Source organism: Collinsella ihumii, assembly GCF_900046475.1.
In the GTDB taxonomy this organism is placed as follows: domain Bacteria; phylum Actinomycetota; class Coriobacteriia; order Coriobacteriales; family Coriobacteriaceae; genus Collinsella; species Collinsella ihumii.
The window spans coordinates 142,872-168,524 of record NZ_FCOU01000003.1 but is presented as its reverse complement, the minus strand read 5'-3'; the positions used below and the strand labels follow the sequence as shown (position 1 = coordinate 168,524).

Annotated in this window: 21 protein-coding genes and 1 pseudogene; 17 read left to right on the top strand and 5 right to left on the bottom strand. The window is 64.4% G+C overall.

The window, feature by feature from the left end; genetic code table 11:
• Window position 1 precedes the first annotated feature (1 nt).
• The 11 genes and pseudogenes from xdhB (at window position 2) to BN3789_RS01950 (ending at window position 13,635) form a co-directional block, all read left to right on the top strand.
• Window positions 2-880 carry a xanthine dehydrogenase subunit XdhB gene (gene xdhB, locus BN3789_RS02000; RefSeq protein WP_066829298.1) on the top strand — a complete coding sequence of 293 codons (879 nt, stop codon included), beginning with the start codon at window positions 2-4 and terminating at the stop codon, window positions 878-880.
• Window positions 877-1,395 (top strand): xanthine dehydrogenase subunit XdhC, encoded by a 519-nt coding sequence (xdhC, locus tag BN3789_RS01995; protein ID WP_066829295.1) that lies wholly within the window; start codon window positions 877-879, stop codon window positions 1,393-1,395. Before xdhB ends, xdhC begins: the two co-directional genes overlap by 4 nt.
• A 318-nt stretch (window positions 1,396-1,713) precedes the next feature.
• The gene (locus BN3789_RS01990; protein WP_066829292.1) at window positions 1,714-2,700 is read left to right on the top strand and encodes a BMP family ABC transporter substrate-binding protein; all 987 of its coding nucleotides are present in this window, start codon (window positions 1,714-1,716) and stop codon (window positions 2,698-2,700) included.
• Between the two features lie 343 nt (window positions 2,701-3,043).
• Window positions 3,044-4,450 carry a uracil-xanthine permease family protein gene (locus BN3789_RS01985; RefSeq protein WP_066829290.1) on the top strand — a complete coding sequence of 469 codons (1,407 nt, stop codon included), beginning with the start codon at window positions 3,044-3,046 and terminating at the stop codon, window positions 4,448-4,450.
• Between the two features lie 183 nt (window positions 4,451-4,633).
• On the top strand, window positions 4,634-5,986 hold the full coding sequence (gene ssnA / locus BN3789_RS01980) for a putative aminohydrolase SsnA (protein ID WP_066829287.1): 1,353 nt from the start codon (window positions 4,634-4,636) through the stop codon (window positions 5,984-5,986).
• 203 nt (window positions 5,987-6,189) lie between these two features.
• Window positions 6,190-8,724 carry a putative selenate reductase subunit YgfK gene (gene ygfK, locus BN3789_RS01975; protein WP_229254133.1) on the top strand — a complete coding sequence of 845 codons (2,535 nt, stop codon included), beginning with the start codon at window positions 6,190-6,192 and terminating at the stop codon, window positions 8,722-8,724.
• A gap of 101 nt (window positions 8,725-8,825) precedes the next feature.
• Window positions 8,826-9,461 (top strand): annotated as a pseudogene (locus BN3789_RS13400) (hypothetical protein); the annotation flags it as partial.
• Between the two features lie 139 nt (window positions 9,462-9,600).
• Window positions 9,601-9,813, top strand: a complete 213-nt coding sequence (locus BN3789_RS01965) for a 4Fe-4S binding protein (RefSeq protein ID WP_066829281.1) — start codon at window positions 9,601-9,603, stop codon at window positions 9,811-9,813.
• A gap of 15 nt (window positions 9,814-9,828) precedes the next feature.
• On the top strand, window positions 9,829-12,588 hold the full coding sequence (xdh, locus tag BN3789_RS01960; protein WP_066829278.1) for a selenium-dependent xanthine dehydrogenase: 2,760 nt from the start codon (window positions 9,829-9,831) through the stop codon (window positions 12,586-12,588).
• Between the two features lie 181 nt (window positions 12,589-12,769).
• Window positions 12,770-13,129 carry a YccF domain-containing protein gene (locus tag BN3789_RS01955; protein ID WP_066829275.1) on the top strand — a complete coding sequence of 120 codons (360 nt, stop codon included), beginning with the start codon at window positions 12,770-12,772 and terminating at the stop codon, window positions 13,127-13,129.
• Window positions 13,130-13,284: 155 nt separating this feature from the next.
• Window positions 13,285-13,635, top strand: a complete 351-nt coding sequence (locus BN3789_RS01950) for an acylphosphatase (protein WP_066829272.1) — start codon at window positions 13,285-13,287, stop codon at window positions 13,633-13,635.
• A gap of 104 nt (window positions 13,636-13,739) precedes the next feature.
• Here BN3789_RS01950 and BN3789_RS01945 read toward each other — a convergent pair whose 3' ends face one another.
• Both BN3789_RS01945 and BN3789_RS01940 read right to left on the bottom strand, forming a co-directional pair.
• A complete protein-coding gene (locus BN3789_RS01945; RefSeq protein ID WP_066829269.1) occupies window positions 13,740-15,170 on the bottom strand; it encodes a 6-phospho-beta-glucosidase in 1,431 nt (476 codons plus the stop codon).
• 133 nt (window positions 15,171-15,303) lie between these two features.
• A complete protein-coding gene (locus tag BN3789_RS01940) occupies window positions 15,304-15,726 on the bottom strand; it encodes a PTS transporter subunit EIIC (protein ID WP_066829265.1) in 423 nt (140 codons plus the stop codon).
• Between the two features lie 69 nt (window positions 15,727-15,795).
• Between BN3789_RS01940 and BN3789_RS12245 the strand changes: the two genes are divergently transcribed.
• The 3 genes from BN3789_RS12245 to BN3789_RS01930 are packed head-to-tail and all read left to right on the top strand — an operon-like array spanning window position 15,796 to window position 20,043.
• Window positions 15,796-16,062, top strand: a complete 267-nt coding sequence (locus tag BN3789_RS12245; protein ID WP_202615065.1) for a tyrosine-type recombinase/integrase — start codon at window positions 15,796-15,798, stop codon at window positions 16,060-16,062.
• A gap of 22 nt (window positions 16,063-16,084) precedes the next feature.
• On the top strand, window positions 16,085-16,681 hold the full coding sequence (locus BN3789_RS12585; protein ID WP_147569495.1) for a restriction endonuclease subunit S domain-containing protein: 597 nt from the start codon (window positions 16,085-16,087) through the stop codon (window positions 16,679-16,681).
• A complete protein-coding gene (locus tag BN3789_RS01930) occupies window positions 16,678-20,043 on the top strand; it encodes a DEAD/DEAH box helicase family protein (RefSeq protein ID WP_066829260.1) in 3,366 nt (1,121 codons plus the stop codon). Before BN3789_RS12585 ends, BN3789_RS01930 begins: the two co-directional genes overlap by 4 nt.
• A gap of 136 nt (window positions 20,044-20,179) precedes the next feature.
• Here BN3789_RS01930 and BN3789_RS01925 read toward each other — a convergent pair whose 3' ends face one another.
• Window positions 20,180-20,971 (bottom strand): type III pantothenate kinase, encoded by a 792-nt coding sequence (locus tag BN3789_RS01925; protein WP_066829257.1) that lies wholly within the window; start codon window positions 20,969-20,971, stop codon window positions 20,180-20,182.
• Window positions 20,972-21,115: 144 nt separating this feature from the next.
• On the opposite strand from BN3789_RS01925, the gene BN3789_RS01920 reads away from it, so the two are divergent.
• The 3 genes from BN3789_RS01920 to lgt all read left to right on the top strand — a co-directional run bounded on the left by BN3789_RS01920 (window position 21,116) and on the right by lgt (window position 24,134).
• Window positions 21,116-22,783, top strand: coding sequence for an OPT/YSL family transporter (locus BN3789_RS01920; protein ID WP_066829254.1), 1,668 nt, complete (start codon window positions 21,116-21,118; stop codon window positions 22,781-22,783).
• A 143-nt stretch (window positions 22,784-22,926) separates the two neighbouring features.
• On the top strand, window positions 22,927-23,205 hold the full coding sequence (locus BN3789_RS01915; protein ID WP_066829251.1) for a NifU family protein: 279 nt from the start codon (window positions 22,927-22,929) through the stop codon (window positions 23,203-23,205).
• A gap of 116 nt (window positions 23,206-23,321) precedes the next feature.
• A complete protein-coding gene (gene lgt / locus BN3789_RS01910; protein ID WP_066829249.1) occupies window positions 23,322-24,134 on the top strand; it encodes a prolipoprotein diacylglyceryl transferase in 813 nt (270 codons plus the stop codon).
• 132 nt (window positions 24,135-24,266) lie between these two features.
• Here lgt and BN3789_RS01905 read toward each other — a convergent pair whose 3' ends face one another.
• Both BN3789_RS01905 and BN3789_RS01900 read right to left on the bottom strand, forming a co-directional pair.
• Window positions 24,267-24,926, bottom strand: coding sequence for a potassium channel family protein (locus BN3789_RS01905; protein WP_066829248.1), 660 nt, complete (start codon window positions 24,924-24,926; stop codon window positions 24,267-24,269).
• Between the two features lie 8 nt (window positions 24,927-24,934).
• Window positions 24,935-25,588 carry a potassium channel family protein gene (locus tag BN3789_RS01900; RefSeq protein WP_066829243.1) on the bottom strand — a complete coding sequence of 218 codons (654 nt, stop codon included), beginning with the start codon at window positions 25,586-25,588 and terminating at the stop codon, window positions 24,935-24,937.
• Between the last annotated feature and the right edge of the window lie 65 nt (window positions 25,589-25,653).

Here is a 25,653-nt window from a genome sequence, read left to right as displayed (position 1 = left end):
TATGTACGACTTCGAATCCATCCACCTCTCCACCTCGGTGGACGACGCCGTGGCTGCCCTTGCGGCGGACCCCGAGGCCATCATCATCTCGGCGGGCACCGACGTGCTCGTGCAGATCCGCGAGGGGCGCCACGCCGGCTGCCGCCTGGTGTCCATCCACAACCTGCCCGAGCTTCGCGGCATCCGCATGTGCGACGACGGCACCATCGAGATCGGCGCGGCGTGCACGTTCCGCGAGATCCATGAGGATCCGATCGTGGCCGAGCACCTGCAGGCCCTGTGCATGGCGGCCGACACCCCGGGCGGCCCGCAGCTGCGCGCGGTGGGCACCATCGGCGGCAACGTGTGCAACGGCATCACGTCGGCCGATACCGCCTCGAGCGTCGTGGCCTACGATGCCGTCATGCGCGTGCGGGGGCCGAAAGGCGACCGCGACATCCCGGTATCCGAGTGGTACACGGGGCCCGGCCGCACGAGCCGCGCGCACGACGAGGTGCTCGTGTGCATCCGCTTTCCCCGTGCGGGCTACGAGGGGTTTGCCGGCACGTACTACAAGTACGGCAAGCGCGAGGCGCTCGAGATCGCCACGATGGGCGTGAGCTGCCTGGTCAAGATGGATGCCGATCGCGCTCGCATCGCCGACATCCGCCTGGCGTTCGGCGTGGCGGGACCCTATCCCAAGCGCGCCGTCGCCACCGAGGACGCGCTTCGCGGGCTTGCCGTCGACGAGGCCGTGGCCGCCGTGGGCGATCTTGCCTGCGAGGAGATGAACCCGCGTACGAGCTGGCGTGCTTCCAAGGAGTTCCGCCTTCAGCTGATCGCCGAGCTGTCCCGCCGCCTGATTCGCGAGACGGCCATCAAGGGAGGTGCTGACGCATGATGCGTTTTGTGAAGATGACGGTCAACGGCAAAACGATGGAGGTCGGCGTCGACGAGCGCGAGATGCTGCTCGACACGCTGCGCGACCGCCTGGGCCTCACGAGCGTCAAGCGCGGGTGCGAGGTGGGCGAGTGCGGCGCCTGCACCGTCCTGCTCGACGGCACGGCCATCGACTCGTGCCTGTACCTCACCATCTGGTGCGAGGGCGCCGAGATCATCACGACCGAGGGCCTGCTCGCGCGCGACGGCACGCTGACGCCGGTCCAGCAAGCGCTCGTGGACGAGGCCGCGGTCCAGTGCGGATTCTGCACGCCGGGCATCATCATGAGCGCGACCGAGATCGTGGGCACCGGCAAGCGCTATACCCGCGACGAGATCCGCAAGCTCATCTCCGGCCACCTGTGCCGCTGCACGGGCTACCAGAACATCGTGAACGCGGTGGAGCGCGCGGTGAACGAGTGCGCCGACATCGCCGAGCGCGTGAGCGCGGAGCACGCGGGAGACGACGCGGTATGACCGATGGGGGCGAGGGTCCGGCGGGGATAGATCCGCCAGGCCCTCGCCCCGTCTGCAATCCGGGTCGAAGCATCATGCGGGGCCGAGCGGCACGCGCCGTCCCCTCAAGATCCCTCCGCGCGCGCCGTTCGGTCCCGCATGAATCAGCGACCCCCTCATGGTGAATTATTAGGGACTGTCCCCGGAATTTCAGGAATGTCGAGTTAGCGCACCGTATACCGATTATTCCCACCGCTGGTTGCCCTGTTGGGGGCAAGGTCCGGCAGGTTCAACAAACTGATTGGTGAAAGACTTTTTCATGGTTGAAAGGTGATTGACATGGACGCACATTCGATCAGCCGCAGAAACGTGATCCGTTGCACGGTGGCCGCCGCCTGCGCCGCCGCGCTGCCCCTGTCGCTTTCCGCCTGCGCCGAGGAGCGCTCCTACAAGGCGGGCATGTTCATCGACGGCGCCATCGATGACGGCGGCTGGGGCGAGAGCTGCTACAACGCCTTGGTCAGCGCTTCTGAGGCACACCAGTGGGAGCACACCTACACGCAGCATGTCGATAAGGACGACTGGGAGGACGCCATCGGGGATCTCATCGACGACGGCTGCACCATCATCTTCGCCCCGGGCGCGCAGTACGCCGAGGCCGTCGACCAGGCTGCCGCCGAGCACGAGGACATCAAGTTCATCGTGCTGAACGGCGACTTCGAGCGCGACAACGTCGAGAACCTCGTCCCGAACAACGCGCAGATCGGCCAGCTCGCCGGCGCGCTCGCGGGCCTCATCTCCAAGACCGGCGTCATCGGGTTCATCGGCGGCACGGGCCTTGAGGGCACCAAGGAGAAGGTGGCGAACTACGAGGCGGCCGCGCGCGCCATCAACGCGAACATCCAGGTGGTCGAGGATTACGCCGACTCGTTTGCCGACGAGGAGCGCGGCTACGAGATCGCGACCGAGATGGTCGAGCAAAAGAACGTGGACGTCCTGTTCGGCGACGCGTCGATCGTGGACGCCGGTGCCCGCCGCGCCCTGTACGACCTCGGCCGCGGCATGGCCATCGCCCAGCCCAACGACGCGGGAAGCTCCTACGACCAGGTCATCGCGGGATCGGTGCTCACCGACAACGACATGATGATGCGCAACGCCTTCCGCGACATCGAGAGCGGGTCGTTCGGCAACAAGACGGTGACCGGGGACGCCTCGACCGGCGGCGTGGGCATCGGGACCCTGTCCGACGTGCTGGTCGAACCGTTCATCCAAGAGCGCTATGCCGGCATCGCCGACCAGATCGCACAGGGCACGTTTATCGGGTAGAAGCAAGACAAGGCGACGAGCTTATCCTCACCGGGGAGATGCCAAACAAAAAGTTTGGTTACCGTTCACCGGTCGGTGAGCGGTAGGAACAGACCGCTCACCGACGCCTTGCAGGTAATTTCTTGAATGCGGGTGAACGGAGGGTTATACAAGAACTGCAAACAATCAGTTAGCCTAACTGATTGTTTGTAAGCATTGAGAAGCAACGAGGGATCGCTCATCAATGTTGGGGCCAATCCGGCCCCCGTCATGTATATGGAACGCCGCCTCATGAGGGGGCGGCGGCGCGCTTGTTGAAGCTACGGGTGCTGCAGGCGCGCAACTCATGAGAGGGGACACGCCTATGACGCAACAGACCGCTTCGGCAACGAAGTCTGCGAGTGCGCACGACTTCCTATTCACGCGCGAGGGCTTGCCCCCCATCAAGGACATGCTGCCGTGCGCCCTGCAGCACGTTCTCGCCTCGTTTGCCGGCATCATCACGCCCGCCATCATCATCGCGTCGGTCTACGGCTGGACCGCCCAGCAGCGCACCGACATCATCCAGGTCGCACTGATCCTGTCCGCCATCGACACCGCGCTGCAGGCGTTCGCCCCGTTCCGCCGCATCGGCGGCGGCCTGCCCATCGTCATGGGCGTCTCGTTCGCCTTCCTGCCGGCTCTGCAGGCCATGGGCGCCGACTTCTCCTTCGGGTCGCTGCTCGGCGGCGAGATCGTCGGCGGCATCGCGGCGATCCTGTTCGGCTTGTTCTACAGCAAGCTCAAGAACCTGTTCCCGCCGGTCGTGACCGGCACGGTCATCTTCACCATCGGCGTCTCGCTGTATCCGACGGCCGTCAAGTACATGGCCGGCGGCGAGGGCACGCCCATCTGGGGCACCCCGCAGAGCTGGATCGTGGCGCTCATCACGTTCGCCGTGGTGTTCTTCCTGTCCAACTTCACCAAGGGCACCCTGAAGCTCGGCAGCGTGTTCTTCGGCATGATCGTGGGCATCCTCGTGTCCGCGCCCTTCGGCATGCTCGACTTCTCGAGCGTGGGCTCCGCGGGCATCTTCGCGCTGCCCAAGATCATGCCCTATCCGCTCGAGTTCCATCCCGAGGTCTGCATCACGCTCGCCGTGGTGTACCCCATGGTCGCCATCCAGGTCATCGGCGACGTGTCGGCCGCCTGCCTGGGCTCCATCGACCGCATGCCCGAGGAGCGCGAGCTCTCCGGCGCCATCGTCTCCCAGGGCGTCACGAGCATCATCTCCGCCTTCCTGGGCGGCCTGCCCACGAGCGCTCTCGGCCAGAACGTCGGCATCATCGCCTCGAACAAGGTCATCAACAAGTGGGTGTTCGTCATCGTTGCCGCCGTCTTCGCGCTGGCGGGCCTGTTCCCGCAGCTCTCCGCGGTGCTGACCGCCATCCCGCAGCCGGTCATCGGCGGCGCGACGGTCGGCGTGTTCGGCACCATCACCATGAACGGCATCCGCATGTTCACCAAGGAGGGCCTGACCCAGCGCGTGGCCACCATCGTGGGCACCTCGGTCGTGTTCGGCCTCGGCATCTGGATGGCCTCCGGCTGCCTGGCCGGCGAGGGCATGCCCACCTGGATCTCCACGGTCGTGGGCTCCAACGCCATCACGCCGTGCGCCATCATGGCGATCATCCTGAACCTGGTGCTTCCTCCGACTCCTCCTGTGGACCAGCACGTCGATGCCGCCAAGGAGGCCGCCGTCGGCGCCGTTCTGCCCGACCACAAGAAATAAGACGCGATCGCGTGCGGGGGCGTTATCCCGTGCAGCGGACCCGGCGCATGCCGTCCGGGTCCGCTTCCGTTTCGGCATTTAGGCGCGAAGGCGGGGGAGGTGCCCGTCGGCCGGTTCTCGGCGCGCCGCACAACACATAGTCCGAGGTGTTAAACCCCGCCTTAGACGACGAAAGGAGAACCCATGCTCATCGTAGGTAACGGGTCAGTCGTCACGCGTGACGAGGAGAAGCCCTATCTGGAGCGCGGGGCGGTGCTCATCGACGGCGACGCGATCGTCGAGGTGGGCGCAGAAGACGAGCTGGCTGCGGCGCACCCCGATGCGGAGTACGTGGACGCCCACGGCGGCATCATCATGCCCGGTCTCGTGAATTGCCACACCCACATCTACTCCGGCCTTGCCCGCGGCCTTGCCATCAAGGGCTGCAACCCCACAAACTTCCTCGAGAACCTCGAGCAGCAGTGGTGGAAGATCGATGACAACCTCACGCTCGACGGCACGCGTGCGAGCGCCTACGCCACGGTACTCGACAGCCTGCGCGACGGCGTGACCACGATCTTCGACCACCATGCGAGCTTCTGCGAGATCCCCGGTTCGCTGTTCGCCATCAAGGACGTCTGCGAGGAGACGGGCATCCGCGCGTGCCTGTGCTACGAGACCTCCGACCGCCGCGGCGACGAGAAGCGCGACCAGTCCATCGCCGAGAACGCCGAGTTCGCCCAGTGGGCGGCGAAGGCCCAGGCCGAGGGCAACTCCATGATCGCCGCCATGTTCGGCGGGCACGCCACCTTCACGCTGTCCGACGAGACCATGGACAAGATGGCCGAGGCCAACAACGGCCTCACGGGCTTCCACATCCACGTGTGCGAGGGCATGAACGACGTGTGGGACTCCCGCTTGAACCGCGGCGGCATCTCCCCGATCGAGCGCCTGCTGCAGCACGACCTGCTGGGCCCGCGCACCATGCTCGGCCACTGCATCCACGTGACGCCCGCCGAGATGGACATCATCAAGGAGACCGGCACCAACATCGTCAACAACCCCGAGTCCAACATGGGCAACGCCGTGGGTTGCGCGCCGGTGCTCGAGTTCTTCCGTCGCGGCATCCCGGTGCACATGGGCACCGATGCCTACACGCACGACATGCTCGAGAGCCTGAAGGTCTTCCTCATCATCCAGCGCCACAACGCCGCTATGCCCAACGTGGGCTGGGGTGAGGCCATGACGATGCTGTTCCAGAACAACCCCGCCATGGCGAGCGCGTACTTCGGCCGCAAGATCGGCGTGCTGGCGCCCGGCGCCGCCGCCGACGTCATCGTGATGGACTACCCGAAGTTCACGCCGTTCTCCGAGGAGAACGTCGACGGCCACATGCTGTTCGGCATGATGGGCAAGAACTGCCGCACCACCATCGTCAACGGCCGCGTGCTCTACAAGGACCGCGAGTTCGTCGCGTTCGACGAGGAGCGCATCAACGCCTGGACGATGGAGCAGTCCAAGAAGCTCTGGGGCACGCTCAACGACCGCGTCTACTAGGCGCGGGTGCCCTGTGCGGCCCCGGCGACGCCCGGGTTCGCACGATATGGCATCACGCGGGGCCGCGCAACCGCGGTCGGGGCGCTGCATCGCCGGCAGCGACCCGACCGGCGGCCCCGCTTGCAATCGGTACTCGCCCGTGGGCGCATCGCGGGCGCAACGCATGCGGGGGAAGTGCCCCGCATGGCACAGAGGAGATCAGTATGAGCGACATCATGAGGCCCATCCCGTTTTCGAACCTGATGGACTGGGTGCTGACCGAGCATGAGACCCAGGGCTCCATCTTCGGCGTGCGCAAGATGGTGACCGCCAACAAGGAGGGCGCGCTTCCCATCTTCGACGAGAAGATCGAGACGCCCTTCGGCCCGGCCGCCGGCCCCAACACGCAGCTCGCGCAGAACATCATCGCCGCCTACGTGGCCGGCTCGCGTTTCTTCGAGCTGAAGACCGTGCAGATCATGGACGGCGAGGAGCTGTCCGCATGCGTGAACAAGCCCTGCATCACCGCGGCCGACGAGTGCTACAACTGCGAGTGGTCCACCGAGCTCGAGGTGCCGCAGGCCTATGCCGAGTACGTCAAGGCGTGGTTCGCCTGCCACCTGATCGCGCGTGAGTACGGCCTGGGCGAGCCGGACGGCTTCGTGTTCAACATGAGCGTCGGGTACGACCTCGAGGGCATCAAGTCGCCCAAGGTCGACGCCTACATCGAGGGCATGAAGGACGCCTCGGGCTCCGAGGTCTGGGCCGAGTGCCGCGCGTGGGCGCTTGCGAACCTCGACCGCTTCGAGCACGTGGACGCTGACTTCGTCGACGCCATCCCCGCGCGCGTGTCCAACTCCATCACCGAGTCCACGCTGCACGGCTGTCCGCCCGATGAGATCGAGCGCATCGCGACCTATCTCATCACCGAGAAGAACCTGAACACCTACATCAAGTGCAACCCGACGCTGCTGGGCTACGACTTCGCCCGCGCGCGCCTCGACGAGCTCGGATTCGACTACATCGCCTTCGATGACAAGCACTTCCTCGAGGACCTGCAGTGGGCCGACGCCGTCCCGATGTTCGAGCGCCTGATCAAGCTCACCTCCGAGCGCGGCCTGGACTTCGGCGTCAAGCTCACGAACACCTTCCCGGTCGACGTCACCCGCGGCGAGCTGCCGAGCGACGAGATGTACATGAGCGGCCGCACGCTGTTCTCGCTCACCATCGAGCTCGCGCGCCGCATCACCGAGCAGTTCGACGGCCGCCTGCGCATCTCCTATTCCGGCGGCGCCACCATCTACAACATCCGCTCGCTGTACGACGCGGGCATCTGGCCGATCACCCTGGCGACCGATGTGCTCAAGCCCGGCGGCTACGAGCGCATGAGCCAGATCGCCGGCGAGTTCGACAACCTGGACGGCCGCGCCTTCGAGGGCGTCTCCCTCGAGGCCGTGACCAAGATCCAGGCGGACTCGCTCGTGAACCCGCTGTATCGCAACCCGCTGCGCAAGCTGCCCTCCGCCAAGGTCCCCGGCGGCGTGCCGCTGACGGACTGCTTCACCGCGCCCTGCCGCACCGGCTGCCCGATCTCCCAGGACATCCCTGCCTACCTGGCCGCCGTGGAGGAGGGCCGCTTCGAGGACGCGTTCTCCATCATCATCGAGCGCAACGCGCTGCCGCACATCACCGGCACCATCTGCCCGCATCCGTGCGGCAAGAGCTGCGAGCGCGCCTTCTATGAGCCCGAGGGTGCCCAGATCCGCGCGAGCAAGCTGCGCGCCGCGCGCGAGGCGTTCGCGACCGTGCTGCCCAAGCTGCAGGCCCAGGCGGGCAAGGTGGCTTCCGACAAGAACGTCGCCGTCGTGGGCGGCGGCCCCGCCGGTCTGGCCGTGGCGTTCTTCCTCTCGCGCGCCGGCGTGCCCGTCACCATCTTCGAGGCCAAGGACTCCCTGGGCGGCATCGTGCGCCATGTGATCCCCGAGTTCCGCATCGCGAGCGCCGACATCGACGCCGACGTCGAGCTCTGCCGCGCCTTCGGCGTCGAGGTCAAGCTGAACGCCCGCGTCGAGTCCGTCGACGCGCTCAAGGCCGAGGGCTACACCGACGTCGTCGTGGCGACCGGCGCCTGGCTGCCCGGTTCCGCCGGTCTGGCAGAGGGCGCCGAGATGGACGTCCTCGAGTTCCTCGAGGCCGCCAAGAAGGCTCCCGAGACCCTGAATCTCGGCACGGACGTCGTGGTCATCGGCGCCGGCAACACCGCCATGGACGCCGCACGCGTGGCCAAGCGCGCCGACGGCGTCGAGAACGTGCGCCTGGTGTACCGCCGCACGAAGGCCCAGATGCCCGCCGACGAGGAGGAGCTGGACTTCGCGCTCGCCGACGGCGTCGAGTTCATGGAGCTGCTCGCCCCGGTGTCGCTCGCCGACGGCCAGCTCACCTGCAACGTCATGAAGCTCGGCGAGCCGGACGCCTCCGGCCGCCGCGCGCCCGAGCCGACGGGCGAGACCCTGTCCCTTATACACATCTCGATGTGTATCAGCGACAGTCACCAACTAGACCGGCACCGACGTCGTCAACAACCCCGAGTCCAACATGGGCAACGCCGTGGGTTGCGCGCCGGTGCTCGAGTTCTTCCGTCGCGGCATCCCGGTGCACATGGGCACCGATGCCTACACGCACGACATGCTCGAGAGCCTGAAGGTCTTCCTCATCATCCAGCGCCACAACGCCGCTATGCCCAACGTGGGCTGGGGTGAGGCCATGACGATGCTGTTCCAGAACAACCCCGCCATGGCGAGCGCGTACTTCGGCCGCAAGATCGGCGTGCTGGCGCCCGGCGCCGCCNCTCGACGAGGCGGTCGACCTCGTGCGGTTCGCCTTCGAGCACGCGAACCCCGGCGACCTGTTCATCCAGAAGGCGCCCGCCGCCACCGTCGGCGACCTCGCCGAGGCGGTGCAGGAGCTCTTCGGGCGCACGGGCGCGCGCGCCATCGCGAACGTCGACTTCAACCACTATGCGGATGCCAACGAGCAGCTCGACGTCGAGTCCTACATCAGCAAGAAGGGCAGCCTCTGCCGCGACAAGGCCAACTGCACGCGCACCCGCTGCCTGGGCTGCGCTGCGGTCTGCGAGGTCTGCTGTGACGTGTGCCCCAACCGCGCCAACGTGGCCATCGAGGTGCCCGGTGTCGAGAAGCACCAGGTCATCCATGTCGACGGCATGTGCAACGAGTGCGGCAACTGCGCCGTGTTCTGCCCGTATGAGACCGGCCGTCCCTACAAGGACAAGCTCACGCTGTTCTGGAGCGGCGACGACATGCTCGCCTCCGAGAACGACGGCTTCATGAGGCTCGCCGACGGCAAGTTCTCCGTGCGCCTCGCGGGCGAGATCCGCGTGGTCGACGTGGACGACGCATCCTGCGGCCTGCCCGAGACCGTGCGCCGCACCATCGCCGCGGTGCGCGACTCCTACGGGTACCTGTTCGTCGAGTAGAAGTTTGAGGCGCGGGCGCGGCCATCGTGGTCGTGCCCGCGCCTGCGCGTAGCCGTGAGGGACGGGTGCAGGCGGCAGATGCCCGTGCGTCCCCGTCCCCTGTGGCATACGAGAGGCAGTTCGGAGAGAGGAGGGCTCCATGAGTCCCGAGACCCATCAGATCTGGGTTGCGGCCGAGGGCTGCATCGGGTGCGGCATGTGCGAGCGGGTGTGCCCGTGCGGCGCCATGCACGTGACCGACAAGCAGGCGGCCATCGATTACGACCGCTGCATCAGCTGCGGCATGTGCGCCACCAAATGCCCCAAGCATGTGATCCATGACAGGCTCGGCATTTTCGCCGCCGCCGAATAGAGAGGAGGTATCGTCATGGCCAAGCAACCGGTCAGCTATACCTTTACGGTCAACGGCGTCGAGCGGACCGTGACCGAGAAGAAGCCGCTTCTGCGCTACCTGCGCGACGACCTGCATATCCATTCCGCTAAGGACGGCTGCTCAGAGGGCGCCTGCGGCACCTGCACCGTCCTGGTGGACGACCATGCCGTCAAGGCGTGCGTGCTCACGACCGAGCTCGCCGCCGGTCGCGACATCGTGACGGTCGAGGGCCTGCCCGCACGCGAGCAGGAGGCGTTCGTCTACGCGTTCGGAGCCGTGGGCGCCGTCCAGTGCGGCTTCTGCATCCCCGGCATGGTGATGGCGGGCGCCGGCCTCATCCATCACGTGCCCGATCCCACCGAGGATCAGATCAAAGAGGCCATCCGCGGCAACGTGTGCCGCTGCACGGGATACAAGAAGATCATCGAGGGCATCTCGCTCGCCGCCGCCATCCTGCGCGGCGACGCCGAGATCGACCCCGAGCTCGAGCGCGGCGACCGCTACGGCGTGGGCGAGCGCGCCTTCCGCGTGGACGTGCGCCGCAAGGTGCTCGGCTACGGCAAGTACCCCGACGATATCGACGAGACCGATTTCCCCGACCTCGCCTATGCGAGCGCGGTGCGCTCCAAGTACCCGCGCGCACGCGTGGTCAAGATCGATGCGGACAAGGCCCGCGCCCTGCCCGGCGTGCTCGCGGTCCTCACGGCGGCCGACGTTCCCGTGAACGCGGTCGGCCACCTCATCTACGACTGGGACGTTATGATCGCCGAGGGCGACATCACGCGCTGCGTGGGCGACGCCATCGCGCTCGTGGTCGCCGAGGACATGGCCACCTGCGAGCGCGCCAAGAAGCTCGTCAAGATCACCTACGAGGAGCTCGAGCCGGTGCGCAGCATCGACGAGGCCCGCGCCGAGGGCGCCCCGAAGCTGCACGACAGGTTCCTCGCGTTCGGTAACTGGGTCGAGCTCGAGAACAACATCTGCCAGCAGCGCCATGTGGTGCGCGGTGACGCGGCGACCGCCCTTGCGGGTGCCGCCCACAAGGTGACGCGCACGTTCAGCACGCCGTTCACCGAGCACGCGTTCCTGGAACCCGAGTGCGCCGTGGCCTTCCCCTACAAGGGCGGCGTCAAGGTGTGCTCGACCGACCAGGGCGCCTACGACTCCCGCAAGGAGATCGCCCACATGTTCGGCTGGGACGCCACGCCCGAGCGCGTGGTCGTGGAGACCATGCTCGTCGGCGGCGGCTTCGGAGGCAAGGAGGACGTGTCCGTCCAGCATCTGGCGGCGCTCGCCGCGATGGCCGTGAACCGCCCGGTCAAGTGCCGCATGACGCGCCAGGAGTCCATCAACTTCCATCCCAAGCGCCACGCCATGGAGGGCACGTTCACGCTCGGTTGCGACGAGAACGGCATCTTCGTCGGCCTCGACTGCGAGATCAACTTCGACACCGGCGCGTACGCGTCGCTGTGCGGCCCGGTGCTCGAGCGCGCCTGCACGCACTCGGTCGGCCCGTACTGCTACCAGAACACCGACATCCGCGGATACGGCTGGTACACGAACAACCCGCCGGCCGGCGCGTTCCGCGGCTTCGGCGTGTGCCAGAGCGAGTTCGCCCTCGAGATGCTCATCAACCTGCTGGCCGAGGAGGTCGGCATCAGCCCGTGGGAGATCCGCTATCGCAACGCCATCGAGCCGGGCAAGGTGCTGCCCAACGGCCAGATCGCGGATTGCTCCACGGCGCTCAAGGAGACCCTGCTCGCCGTGAAGGACGTTTTCGACGCCCATCCGGGTCATGCCGGCATCGCCTGCGCCATGAAGAACGCCGGCGTGGGCGTCGGCCTGCCCGATGCGGGCCGCTGCAAGATCCGCGTGGAGGAGGGGCGCGCCGTGGTGTACTCGGCGACCTCCGACATCGGTCAGGGCTGCAACACCGTCTTTCTGCAGGACGTCGCCGAGGCAACGGGGCTGCCGCTGGCCTACATCGCCAACGGCGAGTGCTCGACCGAGAATGCGCCGGACTCCGGCACGACCTCCGGTTCGCGCCAGACGCTGATCACCGGCGAGGCCGTGCGCGGCGCCGCCTTCCTGCTGCGCGACGCCATGCTCGCCGCCGAGGCGGGCGACGAGGTGCCGACGGAGCCCGTGGTCGCCCACGGCGACGGCTTCATCGTGGAGTACGCGGACGGCACGCCCTACCAGGGCCCCGGCTCCGCGGTGCATCCTGCGGACCCGACCACCTCGCTGGCCAAGCTCGAGGGACGCGAGTTCTCCTACGAGTACCTCGAGAAGACCGACAAGCTGGGCGCCGACGTGCCCAACCCCAAGAGCCATGTGGCATACGGCTACGCCACGCACGTCGTCATCCTCGACGACGAGGGCCGCGTGACCGAGGTCCACGCCGCGCATGACTCGGGCAAGGTCGTGAACCCCATCGCCATCCAGGGACAGATCGAGGGCGGCGTGCTCATGGGTATGGGCTACGCCCTGACCGAGGACTTCCCGCTGAAGGATGGCGTGCCGCAGGCCAAGTTCGGCACGCTGGGACTCTTCCGCTCGACGGACATCCCCTACATCAACGCCATCTACGTGGAGAAAGACGAGCTTCTGCCCGTGGGCTACGGCGCCAAGGGCATCGGCGAGATCGCCACGATCCCCACGGCGCAGGCCGTGGCGGGCGCCTACTATGCGCTCGATGGCGAGTACCGCACGAAGCTTCCGCTCGAGAACACGTACTACTCGCGTCGCAAGTAGCCCCGCGATTCGCGCCCCGCGAAGACGAATCCATCGCGCCCCGTCCGGCCCTCGCGCCAGGCGGGGCGCCCCCGTTGGAGGGGCTGCTCGGGAAGCTAAGTAAATCGCAAGCAAGCCTTCACGGGCGCCACAGGCGGTTCGCGTACGATAGGGGTGTTGAGGTTCGAAGATAGGAGACGCCATGCGCCTGCTCGGCAACATCATCTGGATCGTGTTCGGGGGCATCTGGACGGCGCTCGGCTGGCCCATCGCCGCCCTGCTGTTCACGATCACCATCGTCGGCATCCCCTTGGGGCGCCAGTGCCTCAAGATGGCATCGCTCACGCTCGCCCCGTTCTGCAAGACGATCGTGTACGGCGGCGGGGCCCCGTCGCTGGTGGCCAATGTCTTCTGGATGATCCTGGCGGGCGTCCCGATGTGCTGCATGTACCTGCTTGCCGGCGTGCTGAACTGCATCACCGTGATCGGGATCCCCTTCGGCCTGCAGAGCTTCAAGATGGCCAAGCTGTCGCTTCTGCCCTTCGGCGCCGAGGTGCGCTAGCGGGGCTTGGCGTGGCGGGAGGCGAGAGGGCGCTCGTGCCGCGCCCCGTCCTCGCCGGCGCCCCTTTGTCCCGGCGGCGCGCTACCGTGGCGAGCCGGGAGGCGAGAAGGACGGGCGAGGGTACGGGCTTTCCGTCTTCACCAAGGGAGGAAGATATGGCTCAGTCGGTTTCAGCGTGCGTCGATGAGCTCCTTGGCGCGGGGTCCGCATCGGATGCCGTCCGCGTGCATGTGCTGTTCCGCGGGCACGTGCAAGGTGTCGGGTTCCGGTGGAACCTGCAGTCGTTTGCCGAGGAGGCAGGTGTTGCCGGATGGGTGGGGAACCTGCCTGACGGCTCGACGGTCGAAGCCGAGCTCGAGGGTACGCGCATGGTCGTCGCCCAGCTCATCCTGCGCATGCACGCGCATTACGAGCAGTTCCGCGCATGGTTCCCATCGGGTTTCGAGGTCGCTGCGTTCGAGACGGTGCCGCGGCAACGAGAAACCGGGTTCACCGTCCGTGTATAGCGCGGGGCGGTGAACCCGGTGGGGGGTAGAGTCCTTCGGCGGTTCAGTGCGCCGATGTTGATCTCAGCGCAGTGGCCGGCCGAGATGTCGCGCGGTCATGTGCGCTACGCGAGGTCCTCGCCGTTGGTGGCGATGACCTTCCGGTACCACGCGAAGGAGTCCTTGCGGGAGCGCTCGAGCGTGCCCTCCCCCTTGTTGTCCTTGTCGACGTAGACGAACCCGTAGCGCTTCTCCATCTCACCGGTGCCGGCGGATACGAGGTCGATGCATCCCCAAGGGGTGTATCCCATGAGGTCGACGCCGTCCTCATCCACGGCGAGCTTCATCTGCTCGATGTGGGCGCGCAGGTAGTCGATGCGGTACGGGTCGTGGATGGAGCCATCCGCCTCGACCTTGTCGTAGGCGCCGAAGCCGTTCTCGACGATGAAGAGCGGCAGGCCGTAGCGGTCGGTGAACCAGTTGAGGGCGTAGCGGAGGCCGACCGGGTCGATCTGCCATCCCCAGTCGCTCGCCTTGACGTGCGGGTTGCGCACGAAGTCCGCGCCCTCGTGGTAGTCGAAGTGCGGGTTGTCCTCTTTCCACTCGATGGTGTGGCTCATGTAGTAGGAAAAGCCGATGTAGTCGACCGTCCCCGCCGCGAGCAGCTCGATGTCCTCCGGCGTGATGTCGATGTCGTAGCCGCGGCGCTTCCACAGCGCCAAGACGTTCGGCGGGTAGGCGCCCAGCGCATGGACGTCGGCGTAGTAGTAGCGCAGCTGCATCGCCTTCGTCGCCATGAGGATGTCCTCGGGCTTGCAGGAGAAGGGGTAGACCGGGCACATGGCGATCATGCAGCCGATCTCGAAATCGGGGTTGATCGCATGGCCGATCATGACGGTCTTCGCCGACGCCACGAGTTCGTAGTGGGCGGCCTGGAACATGGCGAGCTCGCGGTTCTCGCCCTTCTCGGCGACGATGCCGGAGTCGACGAGCAGGGCGAAATCATCCATGTAATCGGCCTGGTTGTTGATCTCGTTGAAGGTCATCCAGTACTTGACCTTGTCCTTGTAGCGCATGAAGCACGTGGTGGCGAAGCGCACGAAGAAGTCGATGAGCTTGCGGTTGCGCCAGCCGCCGTACTTCTTGACCAGACCGAGTGGGATCTCGAAATGGCTGAGCGTGATGACCGGCTCGATCCCGTACTTCAGGCACTCGTCGAACAGGTCGTCATAGAACTTCAGGCCCTCCTCGTTCGGCACCTCCTCGTCGCCCACGGGGAAGATGCGCGCCCAGCTGATGGAGGTGCGGAAGCACTTGAACCCCATCTCGGCGAGCAGCGCGATATCGCCCTTGTAGCGATGGTAGAAATCGATCGCCTCGTGGTTGGGGTAGTTCTCGCCCTCAAGCACCTCGCCGGTATAGCGACGGCGCGCGCTCACGTTGCCGGCGGTCGTCACGTCCATGATGTTAACGCCCTTGCCGCCCTGGTCCCAACCGCCTTCGAGTTGGTGCGCCGCAACGGCGCCTCCCCAGAGGAAGTCAGTACGAAACGCCATGTCATGTCTCCTTTCAGCGAAGGTTCTCGGTACGTCGTGAGAGCAATAGGCGACGAGGCCGCCCGGCGCGCGTTGTCCGGGCGGCCTCGGGCCGCGATGGTCGATACGGTGCGAAAAGGGGATGGAGTCGGGTTTACTCCGCCGCCTTGGCAGCGGCCTCCTCCTCGCAGAGCTGCTTATCGTAGTGCTTGAAGAACGGGAAGTAGATGAGCGTCGCCACGACGGCGTCGAGGACGGCCACGGCGGCCGCGACCAGGCTGCCGCCCGTGGAGATCATGGCGCCGATACCGACAGGGGTCGGCCAGGGCACCTGCACGAGGACCGAGGGGATGATGCCCAGCGTGATGGCGAAGTAGGAGATGGTCGCCGCGGCCATGGGCGCGAGGACGAACGGCACGGCGAGTGCGGGGTTGTACACGATGGGCAGGCCGAAGAGGAGCGGCTCGTTGATGTTGAAGAACGCGGGCACGATCTCGGCCTTGCCGATGGCCTTGAGCTGCTCGGACTTCGCGGATCCGGCTGACGAGCTGATGCCGGGCGCGGCTCCCTGCGGCACCGCGCCCGGCTCTCACGCGCAATACCCCCGGCTCCAGTTGGCAATATTTAGTGGCTTCTCTGCGGACGAATACTCATCTCCCTATGCAAACCGTTCCGGCGTCTCCAGATTAGCGGTGTTGAGATCAGGCTACGCGAATTGGGGAGACGGCTCGACATCAACAAAGTGCATCCGCATAAGTTTAGGAGAACGCTCGCAACGCGTGCGATAGATAAGGGGATGCCTATTGAACAGGTGCAGGTTCTTTTGGGGCATCAGAAAATAGACACCACCCTGCAGTACGCCATGGTCGACCAGCGGAACGTGCGGAATTCGCATCGTCGGTACATAGCGTAGTTGCCAATCCCGGTTTATCGATATGTTCGGGGATAAAGGTTATCCTCCGCACCCCCTTTCCGAATTATCCACCACGATGCAGAACGGCCTTTCCCCATCAAAGAATGGCGACCATCATGAGAAGGTTCTAACCCTGTCCGCAATTACGCAGGGGAATTTTGACGTGAGTGCTTGGAAAGAGGGCCTTTTCAAAGATGATCCCCCTGCCGGTAAGCGTGTTGCCGATGGGTGCTTCTATGTCTGCCGTGGTAATGGAAATAAAAGCCTTGTTGGTGTAGGGGAATACGCGCCAGCAGCCATGGATGACCTGGTTTATCCCGACACAATGATTGCGGTAAGGATCGACCAGGAAAAGGTCCTTCTTCCCTATTTACGTATCGCGTGGAAGCAGGCAAGAGTTCGCGAACAGATTGAGTCTTCAGCGAAAACCACGAACGGCACCTACAAAATAAACCAAGCATCACTTGGAATGGTTGAGGTTGTTGTGCCCCCTCTTTCCCTCCAACGCGAGTTCGCCGCCTTCGCCGAGTCGGTCGACAAATCGCAAGAAGCCGCTCGGCGGGTTAGCCGCGAGCTGTTGAACGTCTTGGCGAAAAGCCTGTATACAATAGGGGCATGAGCAACTTTGAGTTTCTGACATACGACGAGCGATTTGACGATATCGCACGGGCTGCCAAGACCGCGGAGGATGCGTTCTCGGTTGCACCTGAGCTGTGTGTACTGGCATGTCGCCGTGCACTCGAAGTTGCTGTCAAATGGATCTATTCAGTAGACAAAAGCCTTGAGCGACCGTGGAAAGACAACCTTGCCACGCTTGTCAGTACGCCCGGATTTAAGCGCATGCTCCCGCAAGGCATGGACGTAAGGATTGCCTTTATCCGTAAGGCGGGAAACATCGCAGCTCATGACAACAAAAAGAAGATTGCTGCTAAAGGCGCGGTGCTCTGTCTCGAGAACCTGTTCTACGTCTTGGATTTCGTTGCATATTGCTATATGAATCCAACGTCATATCATAAGCAGGATTTCGATGCCGGTTTCATTCAAAGGCCCAAAAGCGTCGCTTCTGTTGCGGCATCCACGATCGAGGTGTCTGCGACAAGCGAGACCAAACCTCTTGAGGAGCTTGAGCGGGAGAACTGCCAGCTTGCCGATGAGCTTACCCAGCGACGCAAGGAGCGCGAAACCACCTACACCCCCAAACCCACAGATCCATCTGAGTTTGAGACGCGAAAACTCTACATCGATGTGAACTTGGCTTCCGCGGGATGGGCGGAAGGGGAAGATTGGCGCAACGAAGTTGAGCTCAAGGGGATGCCAAACGCTGCCGGGATTGGGTTTGCGGACTACGTCCTGTACGGTGACGACGGTAGGCCTCTGGCTGTTGTAGAGGCTAAGAAGACATGTGTTGATCCTGCTGTGGGCCGCCAACAGGCAAAGCTTTATGCCGATATCCTCGAGGGGCAGTACGGTCGACGTCCGGTCATCTTTCTCACCAATGGATTCGATACGCGCATTATCGATGGGGACTATCCGGAACGCTCCGTTTCCGGAATCTATTCCAAGCGCGATCTAGAAAAGCTCTTCAATCTTCGGGCTTCGCGCGCCTCACTGGCAAGCATAACGATCGATGACAATATTAGCGGACGCTATTATCAAAAAGAGGCTATCAAGGCGGTCTGCGAATCGTTCGATCGGGATAGGCAGCGAAAAGCGTTGCTGGTGATGGCGACCGGTAGCGGGAAGACGCGAACGGTCATTTCGCTCGTGGACGTGCTGTCACGCCACGGCTGGATCAAAAACATGCTCTTCCTAGCCGATCGTACCAGCCTGGTTGTCCAAGCATATCGTGCTTTCGTCGTGAATCTTCCGAGTCTCTCTGTTACAAACATGTGCTCCAAGGATCGCGACCCCTATGCGCGCGGGGTGTTTAGCACCTATCAGACGATCATCAACTGCGTCGATGAGACGCACTTGGATGATGGTGCTCGCATGTTTACCCCGGGACATTTCGACCTGATCGTAGTCGACGAGGCACACCGTTCAATTTATAACAAGTTTCGCGATATTTTCGATTATTTCGATGCGTATGTAGTTGGACTCACTGCGACGCCGAAAGACGAGATAAGTCATAACACCTATGCGGAGTTTGGCCTCGCCGAGGGCGATCCGACATATGGCTACGAGCTCAAACAGGCTGTGGAAGATGGCTATCTCGTCGATTACGAAGTCGAAGATGCTACAACGAAGATCATGGATCGCGGTATCACCTATGCGGAGCTGTCCGATTCCGAGAAAGAGGCATACGAAGAGCAGTTCGCCGATTTTGAAGGGGAGATGCCCGAATCGATCAGCGCGAGCGCGGTGAATCGATGGCTTTTCAACTCGGAGACGATCGGTAAAGTCCTTGACGCCCTGATGGACAAGGGCCTAAAAGTCGATTATGGACAGAATATAGGCAAAACGATCATCTTTGCGCGGAGTCATGCCCATGCCGAGGCGATACGCGAGGTGTGGGGAAGACGGTATCCATACTATCCTGACGGCTATTGCGCGGTTGTCGACAACCACGTCAAGTATGCACAGGCGTTGATCGATGAGTTTTCGGAAGCCGATGGATTGCCCCGTATCGCGGTATCCGTTGATATGCTCGACACCGGCATCGACGTTCCCTCGCTGCTTAACCTCGTATTCTTTAAACCGGTGAAGAGCAAGGCGAAGTTCAACCAGATGATCGGACGCGGAACTCGTCTGTGTAAAGGTCTGATGGACGGAGAAGATAAGCGTCAGTTCCTCATTTTCGATTGGGGAGGCAATTTCAAGTTCTTCGGTGGGGGCAAGAAGGGCTCCGATGACGCCGCCGCGAAGTCGGTTCAGCAGCGCATCTTTGAGCTCAAGGTAAACATCACGAAGCAATTGCAGGATGTGGCGTTTCAGACCGATGGCCTAAAGGAGTTTCGCCGAACCCTCGTTGACGATGTGCTTGGCAGCGTTGGTGCCCTTCGCCCTGCTTCGGGCAATGAACCCTCAATGGCGGTGCGCCTGCACTACAAGTACATTGAGAGATTCTCGGTGCGAGGTGCATTCACCGTTCTTGGCGATAACGATGTGGAGGATCTTGCCAGGGAGGTCGCTCCTATCGTCCCGCCTCTTGCGGGCGACGGGCGTTCCCTGCGATTCGATGCTCTCGTGTACGGTCTCGAAGCTGCTGTCCTTTCCCAAGATAGGAGGCGCACGTCGTATTATGCCGGCAAGGTTAAGGCGATAGCGGCGACGCTTTCTCAAGACTGCGGGACCGTTCCATCCGTCGAGCGCGCGGGAGCCTTGCTGCAGGAGCTGATGAGTGGTGAGGCGCTTGAACACTATGGCGTGCTTGACTGGGAGCATGCAAGAAAGATCGTTCGAGAGCTTGTTCCGCTCATTTCCCCGTCGGCCCAAAAGGTCGTGTTCACTTCGTTTGAAGACGAAGTTATCGAGGCTTCTCGCTATGCATCGGACACCACGAGTGCGGGGGTCGATTTGGGCAATTATCGCGAGCGCGTTGCCTACTATGTCAGGCAACATATGGATGACGAGGTCATCAACAAGATTCACGAGAATCTCCCTCTTTCGAACTACGACCTCAGAAAACTCGAGCGCCTGCTTTGGTCTGAGTTGGGAACGAAAGACGAGTATGCGGATACGTATGGTGAGGAGCCGCTTGGCGAGCTGGTGCGGTCGATTGTCGGCCTCGACCAGAAGGCGGCGAATGATGCGTTCTCTGACTTTATCAACGATTCGAGCTTGAGCGTCGACCAGATGTTTTTCATCGAGGAGATCGTTCGCTATGTCGTCAAGCACGGCATGATGAAGGATCTGAGTGTTCTACAGGGAGCGCCCTTCGATGCACGTGGCAGTATTGTGGACCTTTTCGACCTTGAGACTATTGCGCGCTTGAGACGGGCGATCGAAGATGTCAACGCGAATGCGACCTGCGCCGCATGACGGTTTCTGTGCTCTCCGGGAGACGCAGCTTGATTCATTCCACGCTTGATGTCGCCGTGCCGAGTGCATGGATGGTGCTGGGCGCGGCGACCGTTCCATCTCGCATCTCCCGAAGGCGGCCCCGCGTGCCCCTGTCCTACCTGCGGTTCGCGACCCACAGCAGCGCGAGGCCGCGCAGGGTGAGCGTGTCGTCCACGACCGTCCGATGGCGCAGCAGCGCCGCGATTGTCTCGGCGCCGTCGCCGGTGATGACGAGGGCCGCCTCGTCTGACAGCCCGAGCTCGGCGATCATAGCGTCGAGCAGGCCGTCGATGCGCGCGACCTCGCCGAGCACGACGCCCGATTGCATGGCCGAGCGCGTGTTGCGGCCGACGACCCGCTTGGGCGCGCGCAGCTCGATCATGGGCAGGCGCGCGGCGGCCTGCGTGAGCGAGCGGGCGCCGAGGGCCACGCCCGGCGCGATGATGCCACCGACGAACGCGCCGCCCTCGTCGATCGCCTCGAAGTTCGTCGTCGTTCCCAGATCGATGACGATGGCGGGCGCGCCGTAGGAGGCGCGCGCGGCGACCACGTCGGCCACGCGATCGGGTCCGATCTCGGAGGGGTCGTCGTAGTTCATACGCACGCCAGATTTCAGGCCGGGGCCGACCACGAGCGGCCGCGCGCGTCCGTCGGCCCCCAGCGCGCGGCGCCAGGTGTCCTGCAGCGCGGGGACCACGCAGGAAAGAATCGAGCCGGTCGGGGCGCGATCCGGCAGCAGCGACAGCGCATGGGCGATCTGGATGCGCGCCTCGTCGAAGGTGAGGGGCTGCTGGGTGGTGAGCTCGCAGGAGCCGAGCAACTCGGGCGCCTTGTCGCCCCCCTCGACGGCGAACAGCCCGAACCGCGTGGTCGTATTGCCCACATCGACGGTCAGCACGGTATCCATGGCGCTCCTTTGCTCATGTATGGCGGCCCGCCGAAGTGCACGGGCGGGACTTCCGTTTCTGTTGCACCATTGTATAATTCATGCGTCCGAGCCGTAACCCGACTTCCCGGTACGAGGGGGAGCGGATATACGAAGGAGAACAACATGAGCTCTACGAGCGACCGCGCTGCTCTGCGCGGGCAATTGTCGCTGGCCGGCATCCTGATCGGCTGCATCGGCTGCGTCATCATCACGGCCTCATCGGTCTACACGGCACTCAAGATGGGGTCGCTTCCGTGGCCGACGATCTTCACGTCCATCACCGCGCTGGTGCTGTTGCGCGCGGTGGGGCGCACCAGTCTGAACGAAGCGAATATCACGCAGGTCATCATGTCGGCGGGCTCCATGGTCGCCGGCGGCCTGGCGTTCACCATCCCCGGCGCTTGGATGCTGGGGCTCGTCGACGAGGTGAGCTGGATCGAGATGCTCGCCGTGGCGCTTGCCGGCACCCTGCTCGGCCTGGTGTGCACGGCTCTTATCCAGCGTCATTTCGTCGAGGAGTCCGACCTGGAGTACCCCATCGGCGTGGCTGCGGCCGAGACGCTGCTTGCGAGCCGCGCCGGCGGCTCGACGGGCAAGAAGCTGTTCGGGTCCATGGCGATCGCGGGGGCATGGTGCGTCGTGCGCGACGTGCTCGGCCTCATGCCGTCGCTGGTGGCGCAGCTGCCGGTTCCGGGCGTGGCGTTCGGCATCCAGATGTCGCCCATGCGCTGGGCCGTCGGGTTTTTGGCCGGTCGACGCTCGATCATCTACTGGGCCGTCGGCGCGGTCGTGGGCTGGTTCGGCATCGTGACGGGCGGTAGCATGCTGGGCGTGTGGGACGTCCCGACCGCCCAGGGCATCGTGAGCAGTCTAGGCATGGGCCTCATGATGGGATCGGGCGCGGGCGTGGTCGTGCGCGACATCGCGCTGCCGCTCGTTCGCGGCGCCCGCGCGTCCGGCAGCGGCCGCAGCGCGCGCGGGGACGGCTTCATCTCCCGCCTCATCTCGCGCTACGACGCGGGCGTCCTCGCCCTCATGGCCGCCTCCGCCGCGCTCGTCGCCTGCTTCGTGCTGGGGCTGAGCCCGCTGGTCGCCATGGTCGTCGTGCTGCTCTCCTTCGTGTGCGCCATCATGAGCGCGCAGTCGGTCGGCCAGTCCGGCATCGATCCCATGGAGATCTTCGGCCTCATCGTCTTGCTGTTCGTGGCGGCCTTCTCCGAGGCGACCGAGGTGCAGCTCTTTTTCGTCGCCGGCGTCATCGCGGTCGCGTGCGGCCTTGCGGGCGATGTCATGAGCGATTTCAAGACCGGCCAGATCATTGGCACGAGCCCGCGCTCCATGTGGTTCGGCCAGGCGATTGGCGCCGTGCTGGGCACGTTCGTGGCGGTCGCGGTCATGGTCGCGCTCGTCACCGCCTACGGCCCCGAGGCGTTCGGAACCGACGCGCTGTTCGTGTCCGCGCAGGCCAACGTGGTCGCGACGATGGTCTCGGGCATCCCGAGCGTGCCGGCGTTCGTCATCGGGCTTGCGGTGGGCGCCGTCCTCTACGTCGCGGGCATTCCGTCGATGATGATCGGCCTGGGCGTCTACCTGCCGTTCTACATGTCCATCTCCACGGTGCTCGGCGCGGTGGTGCGCTGGGTCTACGACCGGGTCTGCGCGGCGCGCGGGGCCGACGACGAGGCCGCCGAGGAGACGGGCGTCGTGGTGGCCTCGGGCATCTTGGGAGGCGAGTCCATCGTGGGCGTCATCGTCGCCCTCGCCACAGTCGCCACGGGCCTTATGGGCTAACGCGAGGTTCCGTTCCGAAGGGCGCTGGCCGCGCATCGAGTAAGTGCATAGTCATCGTTGGTAAGAGTATGTACATACTCAACGTTGGGTAAGAGCTTGTAGTACCATAACCTCGCATGTACTTGGTATGAAAGGAGCCCCCTGTGGCTGTTAATGAGAAGCTGCTGCTTGCCGTGCTCGAGGAAATCCGCCCCAACCTTCAGGCCGACGGCGGCGATATGGAATATCACGGCGTCGACGAGGACGGCGTGGTCTCGCTCGAGCTCACCGGCCATTGCGCCGGCTGCCCGATGAGCCAGCTCACGCTCTCCATGGGCATCGAGCGCATCCTGAAGGAGCATGTGCCGGGCGTGACGCGCGTGGTCGCCGTCAACGAGATGCCGGGCATGTCCGACGTCTACGACGAGTACGCGCCGTTCTAATCGAGCGCATCGCAGCAATCCCGGGGCCGCCGCGCGCGGCCCTCTTGCTGTTTGGGGCGCGCATCCGCCCTTAGCGTCAGTCCTATCCACCGTTTGCGACCTTCAGGAGGGGCATCGTGCTCAACGAGCTGTACCACAGCCTCAACCCCATCGCGTTTTCCGCCGGTCCGATCACCATCTACTGGTACGGCCTCGCCTATGTGTTCGGAGCGATTCTGACGGGCGTCGTCATGTACCGCACGCAGAAGCGCTGGGGGTTCGATATCTCCGTCGACGACCTGATGACCGTCGTCATCGGCGTGGTGTTCGGTCTTCTGATCGGCGCCCGCCTGTTCTACATCGTGTTTTACGGCGAAGGGTATTATTTCGAGCACCCGCTCGAGATCCTGGCGACCAACCATGGCGGCATGAGCTTCCACGGAGGCCTTGTCGGCGGCATCATCGGCGGCATCATCGGCTGCCGTCTGTGCAAGCTCTCCGCATGGACCATCGCCGACCTCGCCGTCATCGGCGCGCCGATCGCCCTGTGCCTGGGCCGCTGCGCCAACTTCGTCAACGGCGAGCTGTGGGGCAAGCCGACCGATCTGCCCTGGGGCGTGGTCTTCGAGAGCGGGGGAGACGTCGCGCGCCATCCGTCGCAGCTCTACGAGGCGCTGCTCGAGGGCGTGCTGCTGTTCATCTTCATGCAGGTGCTCTCGCGGAAGAAGCCACTGCTGCCGCAGGGCACCTTCATGGGCGTGTTCATCACGTGGTACGGCGTCGCGCGCATCCTCGTCGAGTTCGTGCGCGTGCCCGATGCGCAGCTGGGCTACCTGTTCGGCGGCGTCATCACCATGGGGCAGCTGCTGAGCGTGCCGCTGGTGGTCGCGGGCGTCGTGCTGCTGGTCTACGCGCTGCGCGCCAAGCGCCCGCAGCGCTCCTACCTCTAGAACGCCGAAGGGGCCATGTGGGGACGGGTTCGTTCCAACCCATCCCCACATGGCCCGTAAGCAGGAGATGCGGCGGCGCGTTTTGGGTCCGTCCCAAAACGCGCCGCCGCCTTTTTGCGGCCAGCGGCTACGCTACGCGAACATGCGGCGGATCTCGTCGCGCCCCTCCCGGCTGCAGAACAGGACGGTCTCGTCGCCCGCGCGCAGGACGGTGCGCCCGTTCGGCACGATCAGGTCGCCGTTATGGTCGACGGCGACCACGATCGTCTGATCGGGGAAGGTGATCTGGGAAAGCGGCATGCCCTCCACCTTCGAGCCTGGCTTGACCGTGGTCTGCACGATGCTGTGCTCGTCGCGGCCGAGCTTCATCAGGGTGAGCATGTCGCGCAGGCTCATGCCCTCGCGAATGAAGCGGGTGATGATCTCTGCTTGGTTCACGCCGACATCCACGCCGTTGACCGGCGTGAACATCCAGGCGTTTGCCGGGTCGTTGACGCGCGCGACGACGCGTGGCACCGAGAACTCCATCTTGGCCAGCATGGAGATCACGAGGTTGACCTCGTCTTGGCCGGTGACCGCGGCGACGACGTCGGCCATGTGCACACCGGCGCGCTCGAGCACGCGCGGGTTCGAGGCGCTCTGCTCGATGATGGTGCAATCGGGGCAGGAGCGGCGCAGGCGCTCCACCGCCTCGGCGCGCTGCTCGATGATCGTGACGGTCTCGCCGTCGGCGCACAGCTGCGATGCCAGATGGGCGCCGATCTTTCCGCCGCCCGCAATGATGATCTGCATAGTATCGCCTACTCTCCGATGCCGAGCATCTGCTTGAACTTGCGGCTCGCCGAGGACGTGACGGCGGCGTAGATGATGTCGCCGTTGGCGAGCACGGTGCCTTGGGTCGGTATGAATGTCTCGTTGTTGCGCGAGATGCCGATGATCTGGACCTCGCCTATGGCGGTGAGCTCGCGGACGGTGGAGCCGTCGAGCAGCGCCGGGATGTCCGCGCGCACCAGGCGCACGTCGCCCGAGCCGATGTCGTAGACGCCGTCAAGCTGCTGGTAGGTCAGCAGCTCGCAGATGCGCGAGATGCCCCAGTCGTTAGGGGAGATGGTCTGGATATCGAGCCTGCGGTAGGTCTCGGCCTTGGACAGGTCGTGCAGGCGCGCGATGACGCGGGGCACGCGGAACATGCTGCGCGCCACATGGGCGACCACGATATTGGCCTCGTCGGAGCCCATGCACGAGACCAGCGCGCTGGTGCGCATGATGCCGGCCTCCTCGAGCACGCTGCGGTCGAAGCCCACGCCGCAGACCTTCTTGCCGGTAAACGAGGGGCTGAGCGCGTCGAGTGCCGCCCGGTCGCGGTCGACGACGGTCACCTCGAAGCCTTGGCGAGACAGGCGCTCGGCCAGGCCGGAGCCCAGAAACCCGACTCCTACAACGATCACGTTCATCTTCATCACCTTTCAAAAGACGGGGAGCGCGGCTCCCCGCGTTGCATAAGGGAAATCCCGAAAAC